Genomic DNA, 19116 nt, shown 5'->3' with positions numbered 1-19116 from the left:
CCTTTTAATTGAATGAAAAGTGTTGTAATAAAGCCTTACGCCTTCACGGCCTCCGGTCTTTTCACCTGAAGCGGCGGAGGGATCAGCCAGCCGTTTTTCTTGGTTAAATGCAGAACTTTTAGACCAAGGGCAGCTTTGGTGAGATGATACTTGGCAAACAATGCGCCGACATCCTCACGGATGGATATTCCCATTGCCTGGCTGCAGGCGACCAGTCCGGCCGCACTGTCTGCAGCCAGCATGGCTGCAATCTCCGGGTCTGTAAATCTTGCGCCGACCGGGATATCTTCAAGCTTGGCTTCAGGACGAAGCGGCATAACCGGCGCAGATGCCAGTCCCTGCTCGGCCAACAGCGAATCCAGTTCGCTGATTTCCAGCTCAGCCTGATCAATCATAGCCCCTAAGATTTTCTTCAATTCATGGTCGCCGGCATGATACATGCATGCCCGGTAAGCGGATAATGCGCCCTTGGCTACTGTCGAGGCTGTCCATACGCTAAATATCTCCCCGTAATGCATTGGCTCGTCTTTGGGGCTGCCGCCTAAAATTCCTGTCATGGATATGCTCCTTTGTCATTAAAGTGGAAGTGAAATGTGGAACAAAGATAGCATGCCCTGATTTTTACGGAATTTGCAGACTTCACTTTACGGAAACACTGGAAAAGAAAAGCTGCTTTACTCCTGAAGAGGAATAAAGCAGCCTGGTTGTGCAGTTTCTGCAGAGCTTAGTCTTTAAATAGTATTCTGAAGCTGAAGGGTTCAAGCTCCAGTGTGATCTCACCATTGTCTGCAGCGGCGGATTCTCCGGTGAAGGCATCCTTCCAGTTGCCCTCAAGTGCCTGTGCCAGGGTTGCCGGTTCCGGGGATGGATTCATCCAGACCGTGCAATGCTCTTCATTATTATAACGCTCGTAGACCAGCTGGCGTTCCTGCTGGTTGTTTTTCAGGAAGCCGAACTCTCCTGTACTCAGAACCGGATGGTCCTTGCGAAGCTGGATCAGCTGTTTGTAGGTTTGATACAGATCGCGGTCCTGCTCTTCTTCCTCCCAGATCATGCATTTACGGCAATCTGGATCTCCTTCGCCATCAAGGCCAATTTCATCCCCGTAATAAATACAAGGCGTTCCGATAAAAGTAAGCAGGAAGGCAACCGCCAGCTTGAGCCTATTTTTGTCACCGCCGAGCTGGGTAAGCAGCCGCGGAGTATCGTGGCTGGCCAAAAGATTGAACAGCACTTCATTGGCTTGCTGCGGATAACGCATCAGCAGGCCGCCGATATATTCCGAGAAGGTCTGTGCATCCATATCGTCGCTTTGCAGGAATTCAATCAGCCGGTCTGAGAGCGGATAATTCATGACGGAATCAAACTGGTCGCCATGCAGCCAGCGCAGGGAATCATTCCAGTTCTCGCCGATAATATAGGCGTCCGGGTTAATGGCCTTAATCCGGGTGCGGAATTCCTTCCAGAAATGATGGTCGATTTCATTGGCAACATCAAGCCGCCAGCCGTCCATGCCGAGTTCCTTGAGCCAATACTCGGCAATATTCAGCAGATATTCGCGCGTTTCCGGATTGGCTGTATTCAGCTTGGGCATCTCGGCGAAGAATCCGAAGGCATCGTAATTAGGTTTTCCTTCTTTGACCTGAACCGGGAATTCGTTGATATGGAACCAGTCCGCATATTTGGAATTCTCCCCGTGTTCGATAACATCCTTAAACTGGGGAGAATTGGAGCCGATATGGTTAAATACCGCATCAAGGACAATCCGGATTCCTTTGGCGTGGGCTTCATCAACCAGTTTTTTGAGCAGCTCCAAATCGCCGAAGTGAGGATCAACCTTCATATAATCGGTGGTGTCATACTTGTGATTGGTAGGTGCCTCAAAAATCGGAGTGAGGTAAATGGCCGTAATCCCCAAATCCTCCAGGTAGTCGAGATGATCGATAATCCCCTGCAGATCCCCGCCGAAAAAATTATCCGTAGCAGGCTTACCACCCCATGGCGAAAGTTCATCAGGATCATTGCTTGTATCCCCGTTAGCAAAACGCTCAGGCATAATCTGATAGAATACCGCTGATTTAGCCCATTCCGGTGCCTGGAAAATATCAATTTCATGGATATACGGCCAGTCATAGAAATCGTTTGGTGCTTCGGGCTCTCCGGTATGAATCGCGTTCTCTGTCATCCACACGGTTTCTTCACCGGTATGAAAGCGGAAGGCATAGGAGAAACGGCGGTGGTCCGGCTTTACCGTCGTCTGCCAGTAATCGAAGAGCCGGTCTGTCCCGATTTTACGCATTTCATATTCGTGATTATAGGTTTCCCAGTCATATTTATCCCCTGTCAGTGCATAAACACGTTCCACGTTCTGCTTTTTGGTCCGGACACGTAAATGAAAGGTCTCCTTGTCGTATGGGTAGGCCCAGTTACTGTGCGGCACATGATGCAGACTTTCCAAATGAATATTGGTTGTAAGATTAGCAGAGCCTATAGCATGTTCATTGGATATCATCCTAGTTCCTCCCGAATTTATAATGTTGGTGTATGCTTTTAATTGTTACCTTTATTAAGGATTATAAGCTGGAGTCCTGTTATTGCCGTCAAAAAAAGCCCGGAAGCCGGGCTGCCGGAAATGATACCAATGTTTCTTAGCGGTTATTTTTGCAGCTCAAGCGCTGTTTCAGCGTTTTTCAAATCATGCTCAACCTGTTCGGTATATCTTAGGGATGGAACATTTCATTTTCAATCATGTAGGCGGCAATAGCCAGATCATTCATAGGTGCTAAAGCGTTAACCAGCATTTCCTTCGTTTTGGTTGTGGTTGGCATCTTAACCCCTCCTTATTGTAAAAGTGAAGACAGTTTTTTGATATCTTTGGATGAATTCTTCTAATCTTCTTCAATTAAGGCTTTGAGTTTATCGTCTTTGGCCGGCTCCAGCAGGGTAGCCGCCTTGGTAGCGCATGAGGTTTTCAAGGTCAAGAGCTCATGGATTTCCAGAATTTCATGCAATGCTAGTTCCTTCGCTATAGATGTATGCCTCCTTGTGAATTCTAAATTGCTACATTATAAATAACCCGTGCCGGAGGAACTAAACAGGGAAGAATACAAGTTGGCAGAATTCTTTATATCATAGATAATTTTCTGCATTCATTGTGCGGGGAAAAGCTATGACTATAGGGAATGGAACCCTTGGCGGGATGGTGTTCGGCATGACCGGGATCGTGCGAATTCAGCTGAACGAAGACAGTCTGTGGTACGGCGGTCCCATGGACCGCAACAATCGGCAGGCACACGGAGCGGTGGATGAGATACGGAGGCTTTTATTCGCGGGACCAATCAACAAGGCGGAGGAGCTTGCGGCAGAATCACCGGTTGGCAAGGAATCCAGCACGGACCGGTTCACGCTAAATTATATATAGTACCTTATAATATGTTATAATGTACTTCTTACCGCAAATTATGAAGAATAGAGGTCGCCAGAGGATGAAATGTAAAATTAACCGTAATGCCGCTAAAGTCCTGAAAGACATGCTGAACACTCCGGAAGCGGAAGGCAAGAAAATCCGCGTAGTGATTACCCAGAATCACGGGGATCACGGTCACTATGATGTGACTCTGGATACACCGACTGAGCATGATGAAATTGTAGCAACCGACAAGGATATCGAGGTACTGCTGGATACACGTGAGCCCCTGCTGGACGGAGTATGGATTCAATACTTCTACGTGCCGCAGGAAGGTTTCTTCATCACAAATCCATCTACCGGATTCCTTGAAAAATAAGCAGTGCTGTTAGTGTATAAAAAGCGTTCAGCCTGTCTATGGGCTGAACGCTTTTTTATTGGAATCTAATCGGCTTCCTGTGAATCTGTCCCCGGCTCTCGCTAAATCAAGGAGCCTTGGCTGTCTTTCCTAATGGGCTCAACCGGGTGGAATGAGGTCAAATAAGGGGATTTTTCCCTTTAAGTAGGCCTAACCAGGTGGGGCGAGGGCGAATAAGGGGATTTTTCCCTTTAAGTAGGCCTAAACCAGGTGGGGCGAGGTCAAATAAAGGGATTTTTCCCTTTAAGTAGGCCTAAACCAGGTGGGGCGAGGGCGAATAAGGGGATTTTTCCCTTTAAGTAGGCCTAAACCAGGTGGGGCGAGGTCAAATAAAGGGATTTTTCCCGTTAAACTGGCGCCCAACGCACTACAGCCCCGGCACGCTGCGGCCCGGCCCCCCCGCGGCCCTGCGGCCCGGCCCCCCGCGGCCCTGCGGCTCGGCCCCCCGCGGCCCTGCGGCCCGGCCCCCCGCGGCCCTGCGGCTCGGCCCCCCCCCCCGCGGCCCGGCCCCCCGCGGCCCGCGGCCCTGGCCCGGCAGTCTGTGCCCTGGCACGCTGCGGTCCCGTACCCCGCGCCACGCTAACTCATGCGCCATCGCGCTATGCATCCCGCTACGGAACAAGTATCCTCATTTTACAAGTAGCACAAAATCGACTGCTCGATCCAATACATAAACCGGGAAGCCGGACTCAGGTTCTCGTATGTCTTCATCCGCAGGTACATGTCCAGGCCGTCTGAAACGTCATGCCACAGGTCGGTGAACACAAAGTCATATTGGTCCTGGGACATTTGCTGCTGCGCATATTCAAAAGCATCTGCATGAATAATCCTGACCTTGTGCGCGTTACCGAACTGGGGCAGAATATACTGGCTGAACAGCCTGATCACATCCTCGTTGCTGTCCACAATCGTTACACTTTGCACATCTTCTTTTTCCGACACCATGTAGGCATAATACCCCATCCCCAGCCCGTACGTAAGCACATTACCGGTCGCTCCTGCGACAGCTTCCTTCATCGTCTCGATCTCATTCGGAGTAATCGTCATCCAGATCCGGTTATTCTCCAGCACCGCCGGAAAGCGGAAGTCCGTCTCAAAGAACCCGATCTGCGGAATCAGCCGTCCTTCAGGCGTGGTAAGGATGTCATTGCAGACAAAAGCCTCATAAGGCTTGTACTGTTCATATTTCAATTCACTGCTGCCGATCGTGACCGCAGGTATCTTAATGTTCCTGAAGTAGGGATTATGGTAATACTCCCGGACATCCAGCCTGTGCAGCATTTTGCTGAAGTATTGGTTATACAATTCCGTATCCTCAGCGTTATCCACAATATCCAGCCCCAGCGCACCCGCAAAAAGAACACCGAATGCATACTCCGCAGACACGCCGAGTCCGGTTATCTCATCTATATCTTCTTTGCTAATGTAATCTGGCCTGTTATTTAAATACTGGCTTAACAAGGCTAAGACTTTGGAGTTGTCCTCTTGAATTCGTTCTGTTGTATTGGATTCCATGATATCCCCTTTGCCTTCTGATCGTTATGCAAAAATATGCGCTTATGCGTCCAATGCCTGCCCGCCGAGCCGGCGCTTGAAGCTTTCCTGCCAGTTCCGTTCAATGCCCGCTGCCGCAGCCGTGAAATCACCTGCCCGCAGGGCGCTGATAATCTGCCTATGTTCTTCAACCGACTGCCCGGCACCAGTGAAGCCTTTGAAGTAGGTTACTTCATAGCGGCGCAGCTTTTTTTTGAGCCCGTCCAGTACGCTGATCAGCTCCTCATTAGCCGACAGGCTGATCAGCACCTGATGAAATAACGTATCCAGACGCTGGGCTTCCAGTGCATCCTCAGTGTTCAGCGCTTGCTCCAGCTGCTCATTATATTGCTCCATTTCCCGGATATGCGCAGAGGTAACATGGTCCTTGGCAAAGGAGACAGCCAGCTTTTCCAGTGAGATAATCATCGGATACAGCCGGTAAGCCTGATTAACATCCACGGGTGTGACCTGGGTCCAGCTGTTGGCCTTGCTCTGAATCATCCCTTCTTCTTCGAGCCGGAGCAGTGCCTCGCGGATCGGAGTCCGGCTGGCCCCCAGGGCTTCCGCCAACTCCTGGTCCTTGAGCTTATCGCCCGGCTTCAGCACCCCGTTAATAATCCATTCCTGTATCTGAAGGTACACCTGCTCACGGATGGATGAGCGTTTGACCTTGGCTGTATCTTGCGGCAGCAATAAAAAAACCTCCTTCATGACAAATACACAAAACAAATATACATACGGTAATATATCACATACAATTTTGGATTGACAGCAAGCGGCTGATCTAATTAACATGTAATATATCACATATTAATTTGCGGGCGGGAAGCATCAACATAAATTGGAATCATCAACACGAGCCGGAATCATCAATCCAGGCTAAGCGCCATATTTTTCTAAGGAGGGACGTAGATGAATAAAGCTGGTGAACTAAAATATGTGGCTAATGAACAGGCCCGGGAGCTGGTAGTAGGGGAGAGTACAGTCCCTTTTTTGAACAGGGAGACGGTAAACAGGGTGAGGGCGTTCCACCAGAGCTTTCCGCAATATGAAGTAACCCCGCTGCACAGTCTGAATAAGCTGGCCGGAAAACTCGGGGTAAATACAATCTGGGTTAAAGACGAGTCCTTCCGGTTTGGCCTTAATGCATTTAAGGTGCTGGGAGGCTCCTACGCAGCCGGAAGGGTTCTGGCGGAAAAACTTGATAAGGAACCGGCGGAGCTGACTTTCGGTGAACTGAAGAAGGTTGCGGTTAGAGCGCAGCTTGGAGGGGTCACTTTTGTAACGGCGACAGACGGAAATCACGGCAGAGGCATTGCCTGGGCGGCACAGCAGCTGGGACAGAAATCGGTCGTGTTCATGCCCAGGGGCTCCTCGGAAACCAGGCTCGCTAATATCAGAAAAGAAGGCGCAGACGCATCGGTCACCAGTTTGAACTATGACGATGCGGTAAGATGGGCGGGCACCTATGCGGCTGAGAATAACGGCACATTGGTTCAGGACAGCGCCTGGGAAGGTTATGAACAAATTCCCGTCTGGATTATGCAGGGCTACTGCACACTGATCGACGAGGCGCTGGAACAGATCAGGGCGGAAGGGGAGGAGGCTCCGACGCATGTGTTCTTGCAGGCAGGGGTGGGATCTTTTGCAGCAAGCATGCTCGGTTATCTGCTGATGCAGTTTGGTGCGGACAGGCCGGTAACCGTCATTGTTGAGCCGGATGAGGCGGCCTGCATTTACAAGTCAGCGGCAGCAGGTGACGGTCAACCGCATGCGGTAGAAGGGGATATGCCTACAATCATGGCAGGACTGGCCTGCGGGGAACCGAGCACGGTGGCGTGGCCGCTTTTGCGTGACTATGCGGATCTGTACATTTCCTGTCCGGATTATACCGCCGCGAGTGGAATGAGGATCCTCGGCAATCCGCTGGAGGGTGATCCCAAAGTGGTCTCGGGCGAATCCGGGGCAGTCGGGCTGGGCGTATTGAGCTCTATTCTGGAGCACGGAGATCAGCATGAGCTGGCTGAAAGGCTACAGCTTGACCAGGATGCCAGAATACTTCTGATCAGCACTGAGGGTGATACCGATCCGGAGAGCTACAGGGAGATTGTCTGGAATGGCAGTTTTTCGGGCTGGCGGGAAGGGGGAAAACATGGACAAGGACATGGGCAGGGATATAAATGAGGCTGCGGCGATGAATACGGCTGTGCCAGACTTTGAGCAGCAGCTTACTGCCTGGAGACATGATCTGCACAGGCGCCCCGAAACCGCGTTTGAGGAGAAGGACACCTCCAGTTATATCGCCGCTGTGCTGACGGAAATGGGCCTGGAGGTACATAGAGGCATCGGCGGGACAGGGGTTGTAGCCAGCCTGACAGCGGGGAAGGGGACGGGGGTCATCGGCATCCGTGCAGATATGGATGCCCTTAATCTGACTGAAGAAGCACAGCACGCTTACTCCTCACTGAATCCCGGCAAGATGCACGCCTGCGGTCATGATGGCCATATGGCAATGGTATTGGGTGCAGCAAGGCTGTTAATTCAGCGGCAAAATTTTAACGGCACGGTCCGTTTTATCTTTCAGCCTGCCGAGGAGCCGGGAAAAGGGGCGCTGGCCATGCTCCGGGACGGGCTGCTCGAACGTTTTCCGGTGGATGAAATCTATGGCCTGCATAATATGCCCGGTATGCCGGCGGGTTCATTTGCTACCCGCAGCGGCGGTATAATGGCTAGTGAGGACAATTTTGTGATCAGGATCAAGGGGCAGGGTGCGCATGCGGCACGTCCGCATATGAGCAAGGACCCGCTGGTTATTGCCTCTGAAATCATTATTGCTCTGCAGACCATCATCTCGCGCAATCTCGAGCCGGGTGTGCCGGCCGTGATTTCCTGCACGGAGCTCCATACAGACGGAATCCGCAATGCTATTCCGACCCGCGTTGAAATCAAAGGAGATACCCGGAGCTATACGCCTGAGGTGCAACAGCTGCTGGAGGAACGGATGCGGACGATCAGCACAGCCATTTGTGGAATGAACGGGGCGGAATGCACGTTTGAATATACCCATGAGTTTGCACCTACTGTTAACTGGGCGGAGTGCACCAGATTTGCTGTAAAAGCAGCACGTAACGTCGCCGGTGATAACTGTGTCGACCGGAATGTGCGGCCGATGATGATCTCCGAGGACTTTGGCGTCTTTCTGCAGCATATTCCGGGCTGCTTTGTATTTATCGGCAACGGTAACGATGCTGAAGGTCCGGGCAATATTCCGCTGCATAGCTCCGGTTATGATTTTAATGACCGCATCTTGAAGCGGGGGGCGGAATATTTTGCCGAGCTGGTCCGGATCCGGCTGCCGGGATAACCTAAATCTGCAGTTAGACAGTATTTGTTCGTATTTTTCCGTTGGAGTCCTCTGGGAAGATAAACCTTGAATGGCGTTTGCCTTCAAGGTTTTTTGTTTTGGGGAAGAGATGTAGTCAGGTAGATTAACATCCGGTTGAGCAGAGAAAGCAGGCAGCTAGATGGCAGGTAAATAGGTACATACACAGTTGAACAGGCGGAGGATTGGTTGGCGAATAGCTGTGAAGTTGGCGGACGGACTGGTTGGAGTATAGTCGGGAAATGGAAAGCAGGCAGGCGGGGAGGCGGTAGATAGTCGGGCCAGACAATTAGTGGGCGCACAGACCAGCGTTTTATCGGGAACCGGAAAGCCTGTAGACGGCCAGGCAGGAGCAGGAGCAGGAGCAAGAGCAGGAGCAAGAGCAGGAGCAGGAGCAGGAGCAGGAGCAAGAGCAGGAGCAAGAGCAAGAGCAAGAGCAGGAGCAAGAGCAGGAGCAAGAGCAAGAGCAGGAGCAGGAGCAAGAGCAGGAGCAGGAGCAGGAGCAGGAGCAGGAGCAGGAGCAGGAGCAGGAGCAGGAGCAAGAGCAGGAGCAAGAGCAGGAGCAGGAGCAGGAGCAGGAGCAGGAGCAGGAGCAGGAGCAGGAGCAAGAGCAAGAGCAGGAGTTGGCGCTAACGGACCGAGGCGACCTTATTTTCATTATAGAGGGCATTCAGACGGGCTAACGGACCGGGATGCTCTTATTATCCCTAAAATGAAGTCGGGACAAGACATTTCCGCAAAATAAGAGCGCTGGAGTCCGTTAGCCAGGCCAAGAGCGGGATTTTGGATAAATAAGGTTATCTGAGTCCGTTACAGGCAGCTGCGTCTGGAGTTCCTGCTGTTTGCCGGACGGGTAATCGGTTAATGATTGAGTGAAACCAAGACAGGTGCAAGGGGGCTATGCGATGTGGAATAAGATCAAAGAGAAGCTGTATGACCGGAAGGAGCCGGCTTTTCCGCTGGCATTGTTCCGGATCGGGTATTCGCTTGTATTGATGCTTGAGCTGCTGCAGATGATGACGCTCAGGGATCTGATTTTTCAAAAGGACAGCCTGGCTGCGACCGTGCCGGCCTTCCTGACCGCCTTATTTGTACTGTGGATGCTAGCGCTGTTCCTGCTGCTGATTGGATACCTGACCCGTCCGGCTGCCATTGTCAATTATGTAATAAGCGTGTATCTGTTGGGCTTTGTTGTGGTAAATGAAGCGAACAACTGGCAGGTGGATTCTCTGTTTCTGACAGGAGCATTCCTGTTGATGTTCATGCCTGTGTCAGCGTGCGTGTCAATAGAAAGTCTAATGGAACGCCGCCGCCAGGCCAGAATCCGCGTCCGGAAGCTGCCGCGTCCGCAGGCACGGTTTGTCCATACCGCGTTCCTGATTATGCTGATCGGGCTGTTTTATCTGGATTCGATGTTCTACAAGCTCTCCTCGGACATGTATCTCTCAGGGCTGGGCTTATGGGCTCCTGCCTCCCTGCCCTTTACCACTTACTATGATGTCTCCTGGCTGATCGATCATGAATGGCTGGTGCGCATCCTTGGCTATTCTCTGCTTCTCTATGAAGGCTTGTATATCTTCCTGGTGTGGTTCAGGCCGCTTCGGGTATGGATGAGTCTTGCCGGAGTGCTCCTGCATGCCGGGGTGCTGGTTGTCTTCCCGATCCCAGCCATGAGCCTGCTGGTGACCGCCATTCATCTGGCTATTATTCCGGAGAGCGCCTACCGCAAGCTGTATGACCGGTGGATCGCGGCGAAGCACAAACGGCTGACGGTCTATTATGACCGGCTCTGCCCGCTGTGCCGCCAGACGGTAGGCATTCTCTCGGCACTGGATTTCCGCAAAGCAATGGAGTGGAAGGCGCTGCAGGATTTTGCGGCTGAGGAAAAGCTGCTGGCTGATATTCCGGAGGAAGAGCTGCTGCATGACATTTATGCTGTGGAAAAGGGAGAGAAGCTGCATAAAGGAGTAGATACCTACGCTGCGGTTCTGCGGTCGATGGGCTGGGCTTATCCGGCAGGGCTTCTGCTGGGATTGCCACCGTTTCACGGTATCGCGGCAGCCATTTATGGCAAGGTGGCAGCGAAACGCAAACGGGAGGGCGGCTGCACAGACAGCACCTGCGGCATCGGGATCGTGGCTCCACCGGAGAAGGCGGAGACTCCTTTTGCCGGGAAATTCTGGCCGGCCGGAACCTTTCTGTTACTATGGGCCGTTTCGTTCCTTATCCTTTCCTTCGGAACACCGGCCTACGGGAAGTATCTCACCGGCGAGAACAGCAGCCTGACGGCTGCGCTCAGGGATACAGCCGCAGTCTACAAGCGGATAACCTACCCCGTGCTGGGCTGGACTAACCATGGTGTGTATACGGAAACACATTATGAGGAGTATGCGTTCCAGACCCGGCTGGTCTATGTAGACGGGGATTCATCCGTACCGCTGCCAATTATGGACGACAACGGCTTTTCCCGGGGTTACAAGGTCGGCCGGCAGTGGGATAACTGGGCTTACGCAACAGTTAAGCCTGACATTCCATACGAGCAGGCCAAGAGCAGTATGCTGGATTACGCCGACTTCTGGGCGGAGGACAGCGGAACTGATCTGCACTCGGGCAACGGGCATATTGAAATCCAGCGGAAGCCGATTGACGTGTCGATGGATGACTTCCGTCCCGGACTTCTGCAGGACAATATGGACCAGCCATGGAGCCGGATCGGCGAAATTGCAGGCAGCGGCGGCAGCCTGCAGCTTGTAATGGACGGCTCCGAGGGCAGCGGAGATCAGGGGACCTGGGGTGAGGCAGTGGACGCTGCGGTCAATGCCACCGCAACTGCATCGGCTCAATAACTGTAGCTACTTCCGCATCTCAACGATACTCAGCCGTGCCGCATCAGTGTCCATAGACGAGCTCGCAGATGCGTTCGCACCCTATCTATGTCTGCGTCACATCCGCACCATAGACGTGACCGGAATGATTCTTTCATCTTTATGTGACCTGTCGGCAATAAGGTGTAGCACCAGTGACAGGCCTCCATGCTGAATATTCTATTTGTAAGGTAACGGTTGTGTCAAAAAAAGGGATATCCCGGGCCGCCGGCTGACGGCTTGCGGGATACCCCTCACTATTTAAGCAAAGCTATACAATCGCACGCCATGCGGCGGTACGGTTGTCTGCAGTGTACCTGCGGCCAGCTCAGCAGCTTCACCGCTCCACAGCTCTGTACCGGCTGCAGCACTCAGGCCGATCTCTTCAAGGGCCAGCTCCACCTGCAGCGGGCTTTCGCCGGTGTTGAACACTGCAGCATAACGGGTACCGTCGTTGTGCCCGGCAGTCCACACGATGAGCTCGCCCTTGCAGAGCGCTTCTCTTGCGCCGCGGCTCTCCTGCTGGATGCGCAGCACGTCGCGGTTGGTCAGCAATGACAGCGTCCACTCGTCATTGTCGCGCAGCTCGCCGCCGAAGATGAGCGGCGAGCGGAAAATGCTCCAGAGCGACATCATCGTCAGCTGCTCGTCACGCGTGAACCGGGTCCAGCGGTCTGCGCCGCCGCCGTCCACCGAACGGATGCCGATATGGCCGAGCGGCAGCATATCGCAGTCCGGCCAGCTGCCGTCCCCGGGTACGCCCTGCCACTTGCGGCAGCGGTCGAACATGTCCAGCAGCAGCGGCCACAGATCCCAGAAATCATCCGTGACCCGCCACATGTTGGCGTGCTCTACGAAGAATTCGGCGTATTCCACCGGAGCCGGGCCCGGCGACAGGCTCAGCACCATCGGCCGGCCGCTGTGCTCAATGGCCTTGGAGATCAGGGCGATCTCCGGCTGATGGGTATCGTACAGCCGGGAAGCCGCAATATCATCCACCTTGACCAGATCGACGCCCCACTGTGCGTAGAGCTCAAAGAGGGAATTATAATAGGCCTGAGCACCTTCTTTGGAGGCATCCACTCCATACATATCCGTATTCCATGGACAGATGGAATTGGTATGGGCGATGTCGCGTGCCGTCGCCGTTGTACCAAGCAATGCCGTGCCGGCATGGGCAGCCTGCCGCGGAATGCCGCGCATAATATGAATGCCGAATTTCAGCCCGAGGCTGTGCACGTAATCAGCCAGCGGCTTGAAGCCCTGGCCGCCCGCTGCCGAAGGGAAGCGGTTCTCGGCAGGCAGCAGCCTGGAGTATTCATCCATTACCAGCGGAACGAATGGCCGGTATTGGGAGGAGTTGGCGTAAGGCTCATACCACTGGATATCAACGGTGATGTAGTTCCAGCCGTAGTCTTTAAGATGCTCCGCCATATATTCTGCGTTACCGCGGATTTCTGCTTCTGTTACGGCTGCGCCGTAGCAGTCCCAGCTGTTCCAGCCGAGCGGCGGAGTAGGTGCTGCAAGCTTATGTGTCATTGTGAATCTCCTTTGCTGATGGATTATTGCTCTTATTAACCTCATCTTAGTGTAGGAGATTATTAATATCTATAGTAATCTTGCAAGCGTAATAGCACTATATTGCGGTTTGAGGTTAATCGAAGAACAACCTGCGGTAGGTCAGGCTCTCGCCTCCGCTGCGGAAATCACCCGGCGTAAGTCCGGTGAGGCTGCGGAAGGCCTTGATGAAATAGCTTCCGCTGGAATAACCGATCTGTCCCGCAATGGCTTCAATGCTGAGCCCGGTTCCCCGGAGCAGCTCCATGGCCTTCTCGGTGCGGACCCTGGTCAGATAAGCGCCGGGAGTCAGTCCCGTGCTGGCTGAGAAGCGGCGGATCAGATGGTACTTGGACAGCGCCACATGCTCGGACAGCTGATCAATACTGATCATCTGCGCAAAGTGCTGCTCTATATATTCCGCTGCCCGCCGCACACTGTCAGACCAGTTATCCCTGTCACGCAGCGTCGTCACCTGCATCCTGGCCAGCTCCGTCATGAACTGGTAGATGGAGGAGGAGGCGATCAGCGGGTCGGAGATCCGGCCTGCCGCCGCATCGGCGATTATCAGCTTCAGCAGCCGGATCGGTGCGCAGTCGGCTGGCAGATGAGGGACTTCTCCGGCTTCACGCAGAAATTTGCTCCAGTGGGGCAGAATCAGGTCGGGGCGAAACAGCAGGAACATGAACTCCCACGGCTCCGAAGCCTCCGGGTCATAATAATAACGGTGGGGTCCGGGAATCTCCGCCAGAAAAGCCTGTCCGGCAGTGACTCGGTGAGTCCGGCTCCCGGATTCAAATACACCCTCGCCGGAGAGGGTGTACTGGAACAGCAGGAGCGGTCCGTCTGTCCGCTCCAATCCGTCCCAGCGGTAGGCCGGCGCGGTAATGGAATCACAGCCGGCGGCATACAGCACGCACAGCTGGAGCTCTTTATCTTCGGCGAACCGGAAGCCGTAGGTGCCTGCGGACATATCCATAGCTGTAGGTGGCCTCCTTGCAGGAATATTATATGACTGTAACTTTATCATATCATTCTGCAAAAAACAGCGCTGCTCCCGCAAGCAGGAGCAGCGCTGTGCTGTATTGTAACGCTATGACATTTCCGGTTTGTTCTTACGCCCGGGCACTTTCCGCCGGTTTGGAGCTGAAGGCTCTGCGGATCAGCTTGGTCAGCTCCATCAGGATAACGGCGCCTACGGCCAGGCCTGTGGCCGTCAGCCAGTGAGACATCCCGAACGTATCGGGAATGGAGAAGATTTGTCTGATTCCCGGCAGTACTGCAACACCGTAGAAGGCGAAGCAGACCAGGACGGCTCCAATCACATATTTGTTGCTGAAGAAGCCGGCTTCAATTGAAGTCTGAGTATTGGAGCGCGCGGCAAAGGTCTGAAGTGTACGGGACAGAATGAGCGTAGTGAACGCCATCGCTACACCCATATCTTCGGAATGCTGAAGACCCAGGTACAGGGAGACGATAACCGCTGCTCCGATAAGCACACCGCGGGTAATGATTGCCTGCATCAGGCCGCCGGAGAAGATGCCTTCATTAAGCTCTCGCGGCTTTCTGCTCATGACATTCGGCTCAGCTTTTTCCATACCGAGCGCGATGGCAGGCAGAGAGTCATTAGCCAGGTTGATGAACAGCAGCTGAATCGCTGTGAACGGGTTGATCCAGTCGAAGATCAGGGCGAACAGGATAGCGATAATCGCACCCAGGTTGCCCGAGAAGAGATAGGCGATCGCTTTTTTAATATTATCGAACACTGTCCGTCCTACAGAGACTGCATTAACGATCGAGACAAAGTTATCATCGGTCAGAATCATTGCGGCTGCATCCTTGGCAACATCGGTCCCGCTGCCCATCGCTACGCCGATATCCGCCTGTTTCAGGGCAGGGGCGTCATTTACGCCGTCGCCGGTCATGGCTGTAATTTTACCTTTACGCTGCCATGCGCGGACAATCCGGATCTTGTTCTCCGGGGAGACGCGGGCGTATACCCCGATCTGCTCCAGCTTGTTGTCGAGCTCTGCATCAGACATTGCATCCAGTTCCTGGCCGGTGATGGCAATATCCGTTTTGCTCATCAGTCCAATGTCGCGGCCGATTGCCTGGGCAGTGGTTTTGTGGTCGCCGGTGATCATGATCGTGCGGATACCGGCGTTTTTGGATTCGGCAATGGCGCTGTAGACCGCTTCACGCGGAGGGTCAATCATCGCAGTTAATCCTACGAGCACCAGATTCTTTTCATCCTCAAGCGTAATTTGCGTAGTGGAATTCGGTACAGTTTTGTAGGCATATGCCAGAACACGCAGCGCCCTGCTGGAGAAATCCTCATTGACTTTAATGAACCGTTCACGCAGCTCCTCTGTAAAAGGCACTTCCTCTTCATCGATCAGCACATGCGAACATACGCTAAAGAGCACATCCGGTCCGCCTTTGGTAATCATTTTCTTTTGTCCGCCAAACGTATGCAATGTACTCATCAGCTTACGTTCAGAGTCAAACGGAAGCTCTGCTTCCCGGGGGAAGTTATCGCGGATTTCCTGGTAATTCTTATCAAGGCTATTACTGAAGGCGATCAGCGCAACCTCTGTCGGGTCGCCCAGCTCCTTGCCTTCTTCATTAATATTGGAATCATTACAAAGTACGGCAATATGCAGCAGCCTGCGGGCTTCCGGTGACCATTCATGATGTTCAAGCTTGAACTGGTCCTTCTGTCCCTCGGGCAGATAATAATCGACGACCGTCATTTTATTCTGGGTGAGGGTACCGGTTTTGTCCGTGCAGATGACGCCGGCCGAGCCGAGCGCCTCAACAGCCGGCAGCTTGCGGATAATCGCATTCTGCTTGGCCATCTTGTTCGTGCCTACAGACAAGACAATCGTTACGATGGAGGAGAGCGCTTCAGGAATAGCGGCTACCGCAACAGCGACAGCAAACATCAGAGCATTGAAGATGGCTTCCGTAGTATCAACGTTAGTATCAGACAGCCATACACGGCCGGCCTGGATACCGAAGATAATGACCGACAGGATCAGAATACCAATACCGAGCTGTTTGCTAAAGGCTTCGAGCTTGCGCTGCAGCGGCGTCTGCTTGGCTTCGGCGCTTTCCAGCAGCTCGGCGATTTTACCGATTTCCGTAGTCAGGGCAGTTCCGGTTACAAGAAACACTCCGCGTCCGTAGACCACCAGGGAACCGCTGAAGGCCATATTTCGGCGGTCACCGAGCGGGGCGTCCTGGTCGATGGTGTCGGTATGCTTTTCAACAGCCTCAGATTCCCCGGTCAGCATGCCTTCATTAATCTTAAGGCTTCCGGATTCGATAATCCGGCCGTCTGCAGGGACGAAATCTCCGGCTTCCAGAATAACGATATCACCGCGGACAAGCTCGCGGGCCGGAACAGTCCTTGGGGCACCATCGCGCAGCACCTTGGCCTCCGGGGCAGACATCTGCTGCAGGGCAGCCAGAGAGCTTTCTGCTTTACGGGTCTGAATGACACTGATAACGGCATTGAGGATCAGGACGAGGAAAATAATAAGCGATTCCATGACATGTCCCATAAAAATCTGTACGGCAGCTGCGATCAGCAGCACGACCACCATCGGGTCTTTGAAATTTTCCAGGAAAAGCTTCCACAGCGGGTCCCTGTCCCGTCCCTTTATTTCATTATAACCATCCTTCTCTAGCCGCTTCTGGACCTCAGCTGAGGTGAGCCCTTTTGCCGAGCTTTGCTGCTCCTGCAAGCTGTCTGATACACTTTTGCGGTAATACTCCACTAATGATTTCTCCTCTCTGCTGTGCGGTGTCTTTTATCTGCAGCACATAACCTTCGATTTATTGGACTAATACCCGTTAAACCCATCTTCTACTCAGGTATGATACCTCAGTTTGCCCAATAATCCCGATTTGGAACCTGTTTGTAAAAGTTACGGTTAATACGGGACGGAGGTTTCAAAAGATATGTAGTCCTGGGTTGAGGGCAGGCTGCTGTTGAGCATAAGCATGAGCAATCTTGCTGCCGAAGCGGAGCTATTCCTGTTAAAATGAGAAAATTGGAATAATTATGAATGAAAGGATGGATAAAAAATGAAATTTAGCTGTACTTATGTACCGGATGCCGGTATTACATACGATATGGGCTGCGGAAGCGGTTATGCTGCTGCGCCGGGGCTGTCCGGAAATGAAGATTTGCGGGACTCCTGGCCTGGGGATTATTACTCGCCGCCTGCGCCGACGTTCCTGATGGATGTGCCGAATGGCAATTACCATGTTGATGTGAAGATGAGCATAGCTGTCAAGGAGAGTATAACTGCCCTGCGGGAAGGAGTGGGACATCTTAGACTGTTGCAGCAGAACGCTGATGCTCCCCGGCAGGTTACGGCTTCCTTTGCTGTTCATGTTGATAACGGCGGGCTGATGCTAGCCTCTGGAGCCGGCTCTGTAATGGAGCAGGTTGAGATCAGACGGGATACAGATATTTCGACCCTTTTCCTCGCCGGAGACTCCACTGTGACAGATCAGGCCTCGTCGAAGTACCCGTATTCCGGCTGGGGGCAGATGCTTGGACTGTTTCTGAAGGACGGACTTGCCATCGCCAATCATGCCTGTTCCGGGAGAAGTGCCAGGAGCTTTATTCAAGAGGACCGCTTGACCCGAATTGCCAAGAAGCTGCGCAAAGGTGATTTTCTGCTGATTCAGTTTGCCCATAATGATGAAAAGGAAACAGAGGACGGAGCAGGGCCCTTTACTACATATCCGGATTATCTGCAGCAGTATATCCATCTTGCGAGGGAAAAAGAGGCCTATCCTGTGCTGGTATCCCCGATGCACCGCCGGTTCTTCGAGGCAGACGGGAGTATCCGGAATACACACGGGGATTACATTGAGGCTATGCGGCAGCTTGCCTTGCAGGAGGAGGTGCCATTCGTGGACCTTGCGGGCTTGAGCAAAGCTTATTTCGAAGCATTGGGGGATGAGCGCACCAAGCAGGTTTTTCTGTGGGCAGTGCCGGGTCAATATGCTAACCTGCCTGAGGGCGCCGAGGACAACACCCATTTCACGGAAGCAGGAGCTGTTGAGATCGCGAGGCTGGTAGCCCGGGGAATCCGTGAAGCGGGATTCGAGCCGCTTAGCCGTCATCTTATCACGGAAGAGGAAGCTGCGGCGGTAATGAACCGGATCGGGTGAGTGCAATAATCGTGTAAGAATAATAAATAAGGGAATTTGGCATTTGGAGGGCCCTGCAGGTACGGTTGGCTGATAGTGCTGAAAACGAGCAGTTGTTATTACATTGGCTGGCCTTGCTGCAGAAGTGGCGGTAGAGTAAGGACTGGCGTGGGGGGGGACTGTGATAGCGGGGGATAGCACTGGTGCATCTTTATCTTACTAATACCTGCTGCCTTGGCCTTGGCATCATCAACCCAAACGTGTGCTGCCATAGAACTGTGGTTAGGCCAATACAGCTGACGTTGTTCGGTAGACGGAGACGATACAGAGTTAGCCAGCAGTGTTTCGGAAGAGTAAAGGACGCGCTGATTGTTAAAACTAACATTATATTCTACTCAAAGCGATGCGCCTGAGCACAGCAACTTGTCTGCGGGCAGGCTGCTGTTTGTGTCGGCTATAAAATGCGCTAAAACCCCGCTCCAAACCCTGCCCCAAACCCCGCCGCATGAGCCGAAACCACGGTCGGAGTTCGCCATTAAGGGGAGAAATCCCACTAAATGAACCATAACCCCGTCTAGGACCCGCCATTAAGGGGAAAAATCCCACTAAATGAGCCATAACCCCGTCTAGGACCCGCCCTTAAAGTGAAAAATCCCTTTAAATGCGCCAGAGCCCCGGTCGGGGCCTGCTATCAAAGGGAAAAATCCCACTAAATGAACCGAAACCCATCCCGAGCCCGCCAATAAGGGGGAAAATCCCTTTAAATGCGCCAGAGCCCCGG

The 19116-nt window shown here is 53.0% G+C and carries 14 protein-coding genes; 6 read left to right on the top strand and 8 right to left on the bottom strand.

Annotation, left to right across the window (positions count from 1 at the left end):
* Positions 1-35: 35 nt before the first annotated feature.
* From M2108_RS12335 to M2108_RS12325, 3 genes are all read right to left on the bottom strand, one after another.
* Positions 36-557 (bottom strand): DUF3231 family protein, encoded by a 522-nt coding sequence (locus M2108_RS12335; RefSeq protein WP_277469634.1) that lies wholly within the window; start codon positions 555-557, stop codon positions 36-38.
* Positions 558-724: 167 nt separating this feature from the next.
* Positions 725-2512, bottom strand: a complete 1788-nt coding sequence (locus M2108_RS12330) for an alpha-glycosidase (protein WP_277469633.1) — start codon at positions 2510-2512, stop codon at positions 725-727.
* Positions 2513-2888: 376 nt separating this feature from the next.
* Positions 2889-3011 (bottom strand): hypothetical protein, encoded by a 123-nt coding sequence (locus tag M2108_RS12325; RefSeq protein WP_277469632.1) that lies wholly within the window; start codon positions 3009-3011, stop codon positions 2889-2891.
* Between the two features lie 158 nt (positions 3012-3169).
* Here M2108_RS12325 and M2108_RS12320 point away from each other — a divergent pair, with 158 nt between their 5' ends.
* Both M2108_RS12320 and M2108_RS12315 read left to right on the top strand, forming a co-directional pair.
* A complete protein-coding gene (locus M2108_RS12320; protein ID WP_277469630.1) occupies positions 3170-3421 on the top strand; it encodes a glycoside hydrolase N-terminal domain-containing protein in 252 nt (83 codons plus the stop codon).
* Between the two features lie 64 nt (positions 3422-3485).
* On the top strand, positions 3486-3785 hold the full coding sequence (locus M2108_RS12315) for a heme biosynthesis protein HemY (RefSeq protein WP_068722354.1): 300 nt from the start codon (positions 3486-3488) through the stop codon (positions 3783-3785).
* Between the two features lie 672 nt (positions 3786-4457).
* Here the strand turns inward: M2108_RS12315 and M2108_RS12310 are convergent.
* Positions 4458-5339: a hypothetical protein gene (locus M2108_RS12310; protein ID WP_277469629.1), complete on the bottom strand. Its 882-nt coding sequence runs from the start codon at positions 5337-5339 to the stop codon at positions 4458-4460.
* Between the two features lie 42 nt (positions 5340-5381).
* Complete coding sequence (locus M2108_RS12305; RefSeq protein WP_277469628.1) at positions 5382-6053, bottom strand: GntR family transcriptional regulator; 672 nt, start codon at positions 6051-6053, stop codon at positions 5382-5384.
* Between the two features lie 219 nt (positions 6054-6272).
* Between M2108_RS12305 and dpaL the strand changes: the two genes are divergently transcribed.
* From dpaL to M2108_RS12290, 3 genes are all read left to right on the top strand, one after another.
* Positions 6273-7544: a diaminopropionate ammonia-lyase gene (gene dpaL, locus M2108_RS12300; RefSeq protein ID WP_277469627.1), complete on the top strand. Its 1272-nt coding sequence runs from the start codon at positions 6273-6275 to the stop codon at positions 7542-7544.
* Positions 7513-8724 carry a M20 aminoacylase family protein gene (locus tag M2108_RS12295; RefSeq protein ID WP_277469626.1) on the top strand — a complete coding sequence of 404 codons (1212 nt, stop codon included), beginning with the start codon at positions 7513-7515 and terminating at the stop codon, positions 8722-8724. Before dpaL ends, M2108_RS12295 begins: the two co-directional genes overlap by 32 nt.
* Positions 8725-9647: 923 nt before the next feature.
* Positions 9648-11588: a DCC1-like thiol-disulfide oxidoreductase family protein gene (locus M2108_RS12290; RefSeq protein ID WP_277469624.1), complete on the top strand. Its 1941-nt coding sequence runs from the start codon at positions 9648-9650 to the stop codon at positions 11586-11588.
* 279 nt (positions 11589-11867) lie between these two features.
* Here M2108_RS12290 and M2108_RS12285 read toward each other — a convergent pair whose 3' ends face one another.
* From M2108_RS12285 to M2108_RS12275, 3 genes are all read right to left on the bottom strand, one after another.
* Positions 11868-13145 carry a glycoside hydrolase family 27 protein gene (locus tag M2108_RS12285; protein WP_277469623.1) on the bottom strand — a complete coding sequence of 426 codons (1278 nt, stop codon included), beginning with the start codon at positions 13143-13145 and terminating at the stop codon, positions 11868-11870.
* Between the two features lie 115 nt (positions 13146-13260).
* Positions 13261-14142: a helix-turn-helix domain-containing protein gene (locus M2108_RS12280; RefSeq protein WP_277469622.1), complete on the bottom strand. Its 882-nt coding sequence runs from the start codon at positions 14140-14142 to the stop codon at positions 13261-13263.
* A 136-nt stretch (positions 14143-14278) separates the two neighbouring features.
* Positions 14279-16945 carry a cation-translocating P-type ATPase gene (locus tag M2108_RS12275; protein WP_277469621.1) on the bottom strand — a complete coding sequence of 889 codons (2667 nt, stop codon included), beginning with the start codon at positions 16943-16945 and terminating at the stop codon, positions 14279-14281.
* 310 nt (positions 16946-17255) lie between these two features.
* Here M2108_RS12275 and M2108_RS12270 point away from each other — a divergent pair, with 310 nt between their 5' ends.
* Positions 17256-18356, top strand: a complete 1101-nt coding sequence (locus M2108_RS12270; protein WP_277469620.1) for a rhamnogalacturonan acetylesterase — start codon at positions 17256-17258, stop codon at positions 18354-18356.
* The last annotated feature ends 760 nt before the right edge of the window (positions 18357-19116 follow it).

The organism is Paenibacillus sp. PastM-3, from assembly GCF_029893965.1.
Lineage (GTDB): Bacteria > Bacillota > Bacilli > Paenibacillales > Paenibacillaceae > Paenibacillus_AQ.
This window is presented reverse-complemented; position numbering and strand designations above follow the sequence as displayed.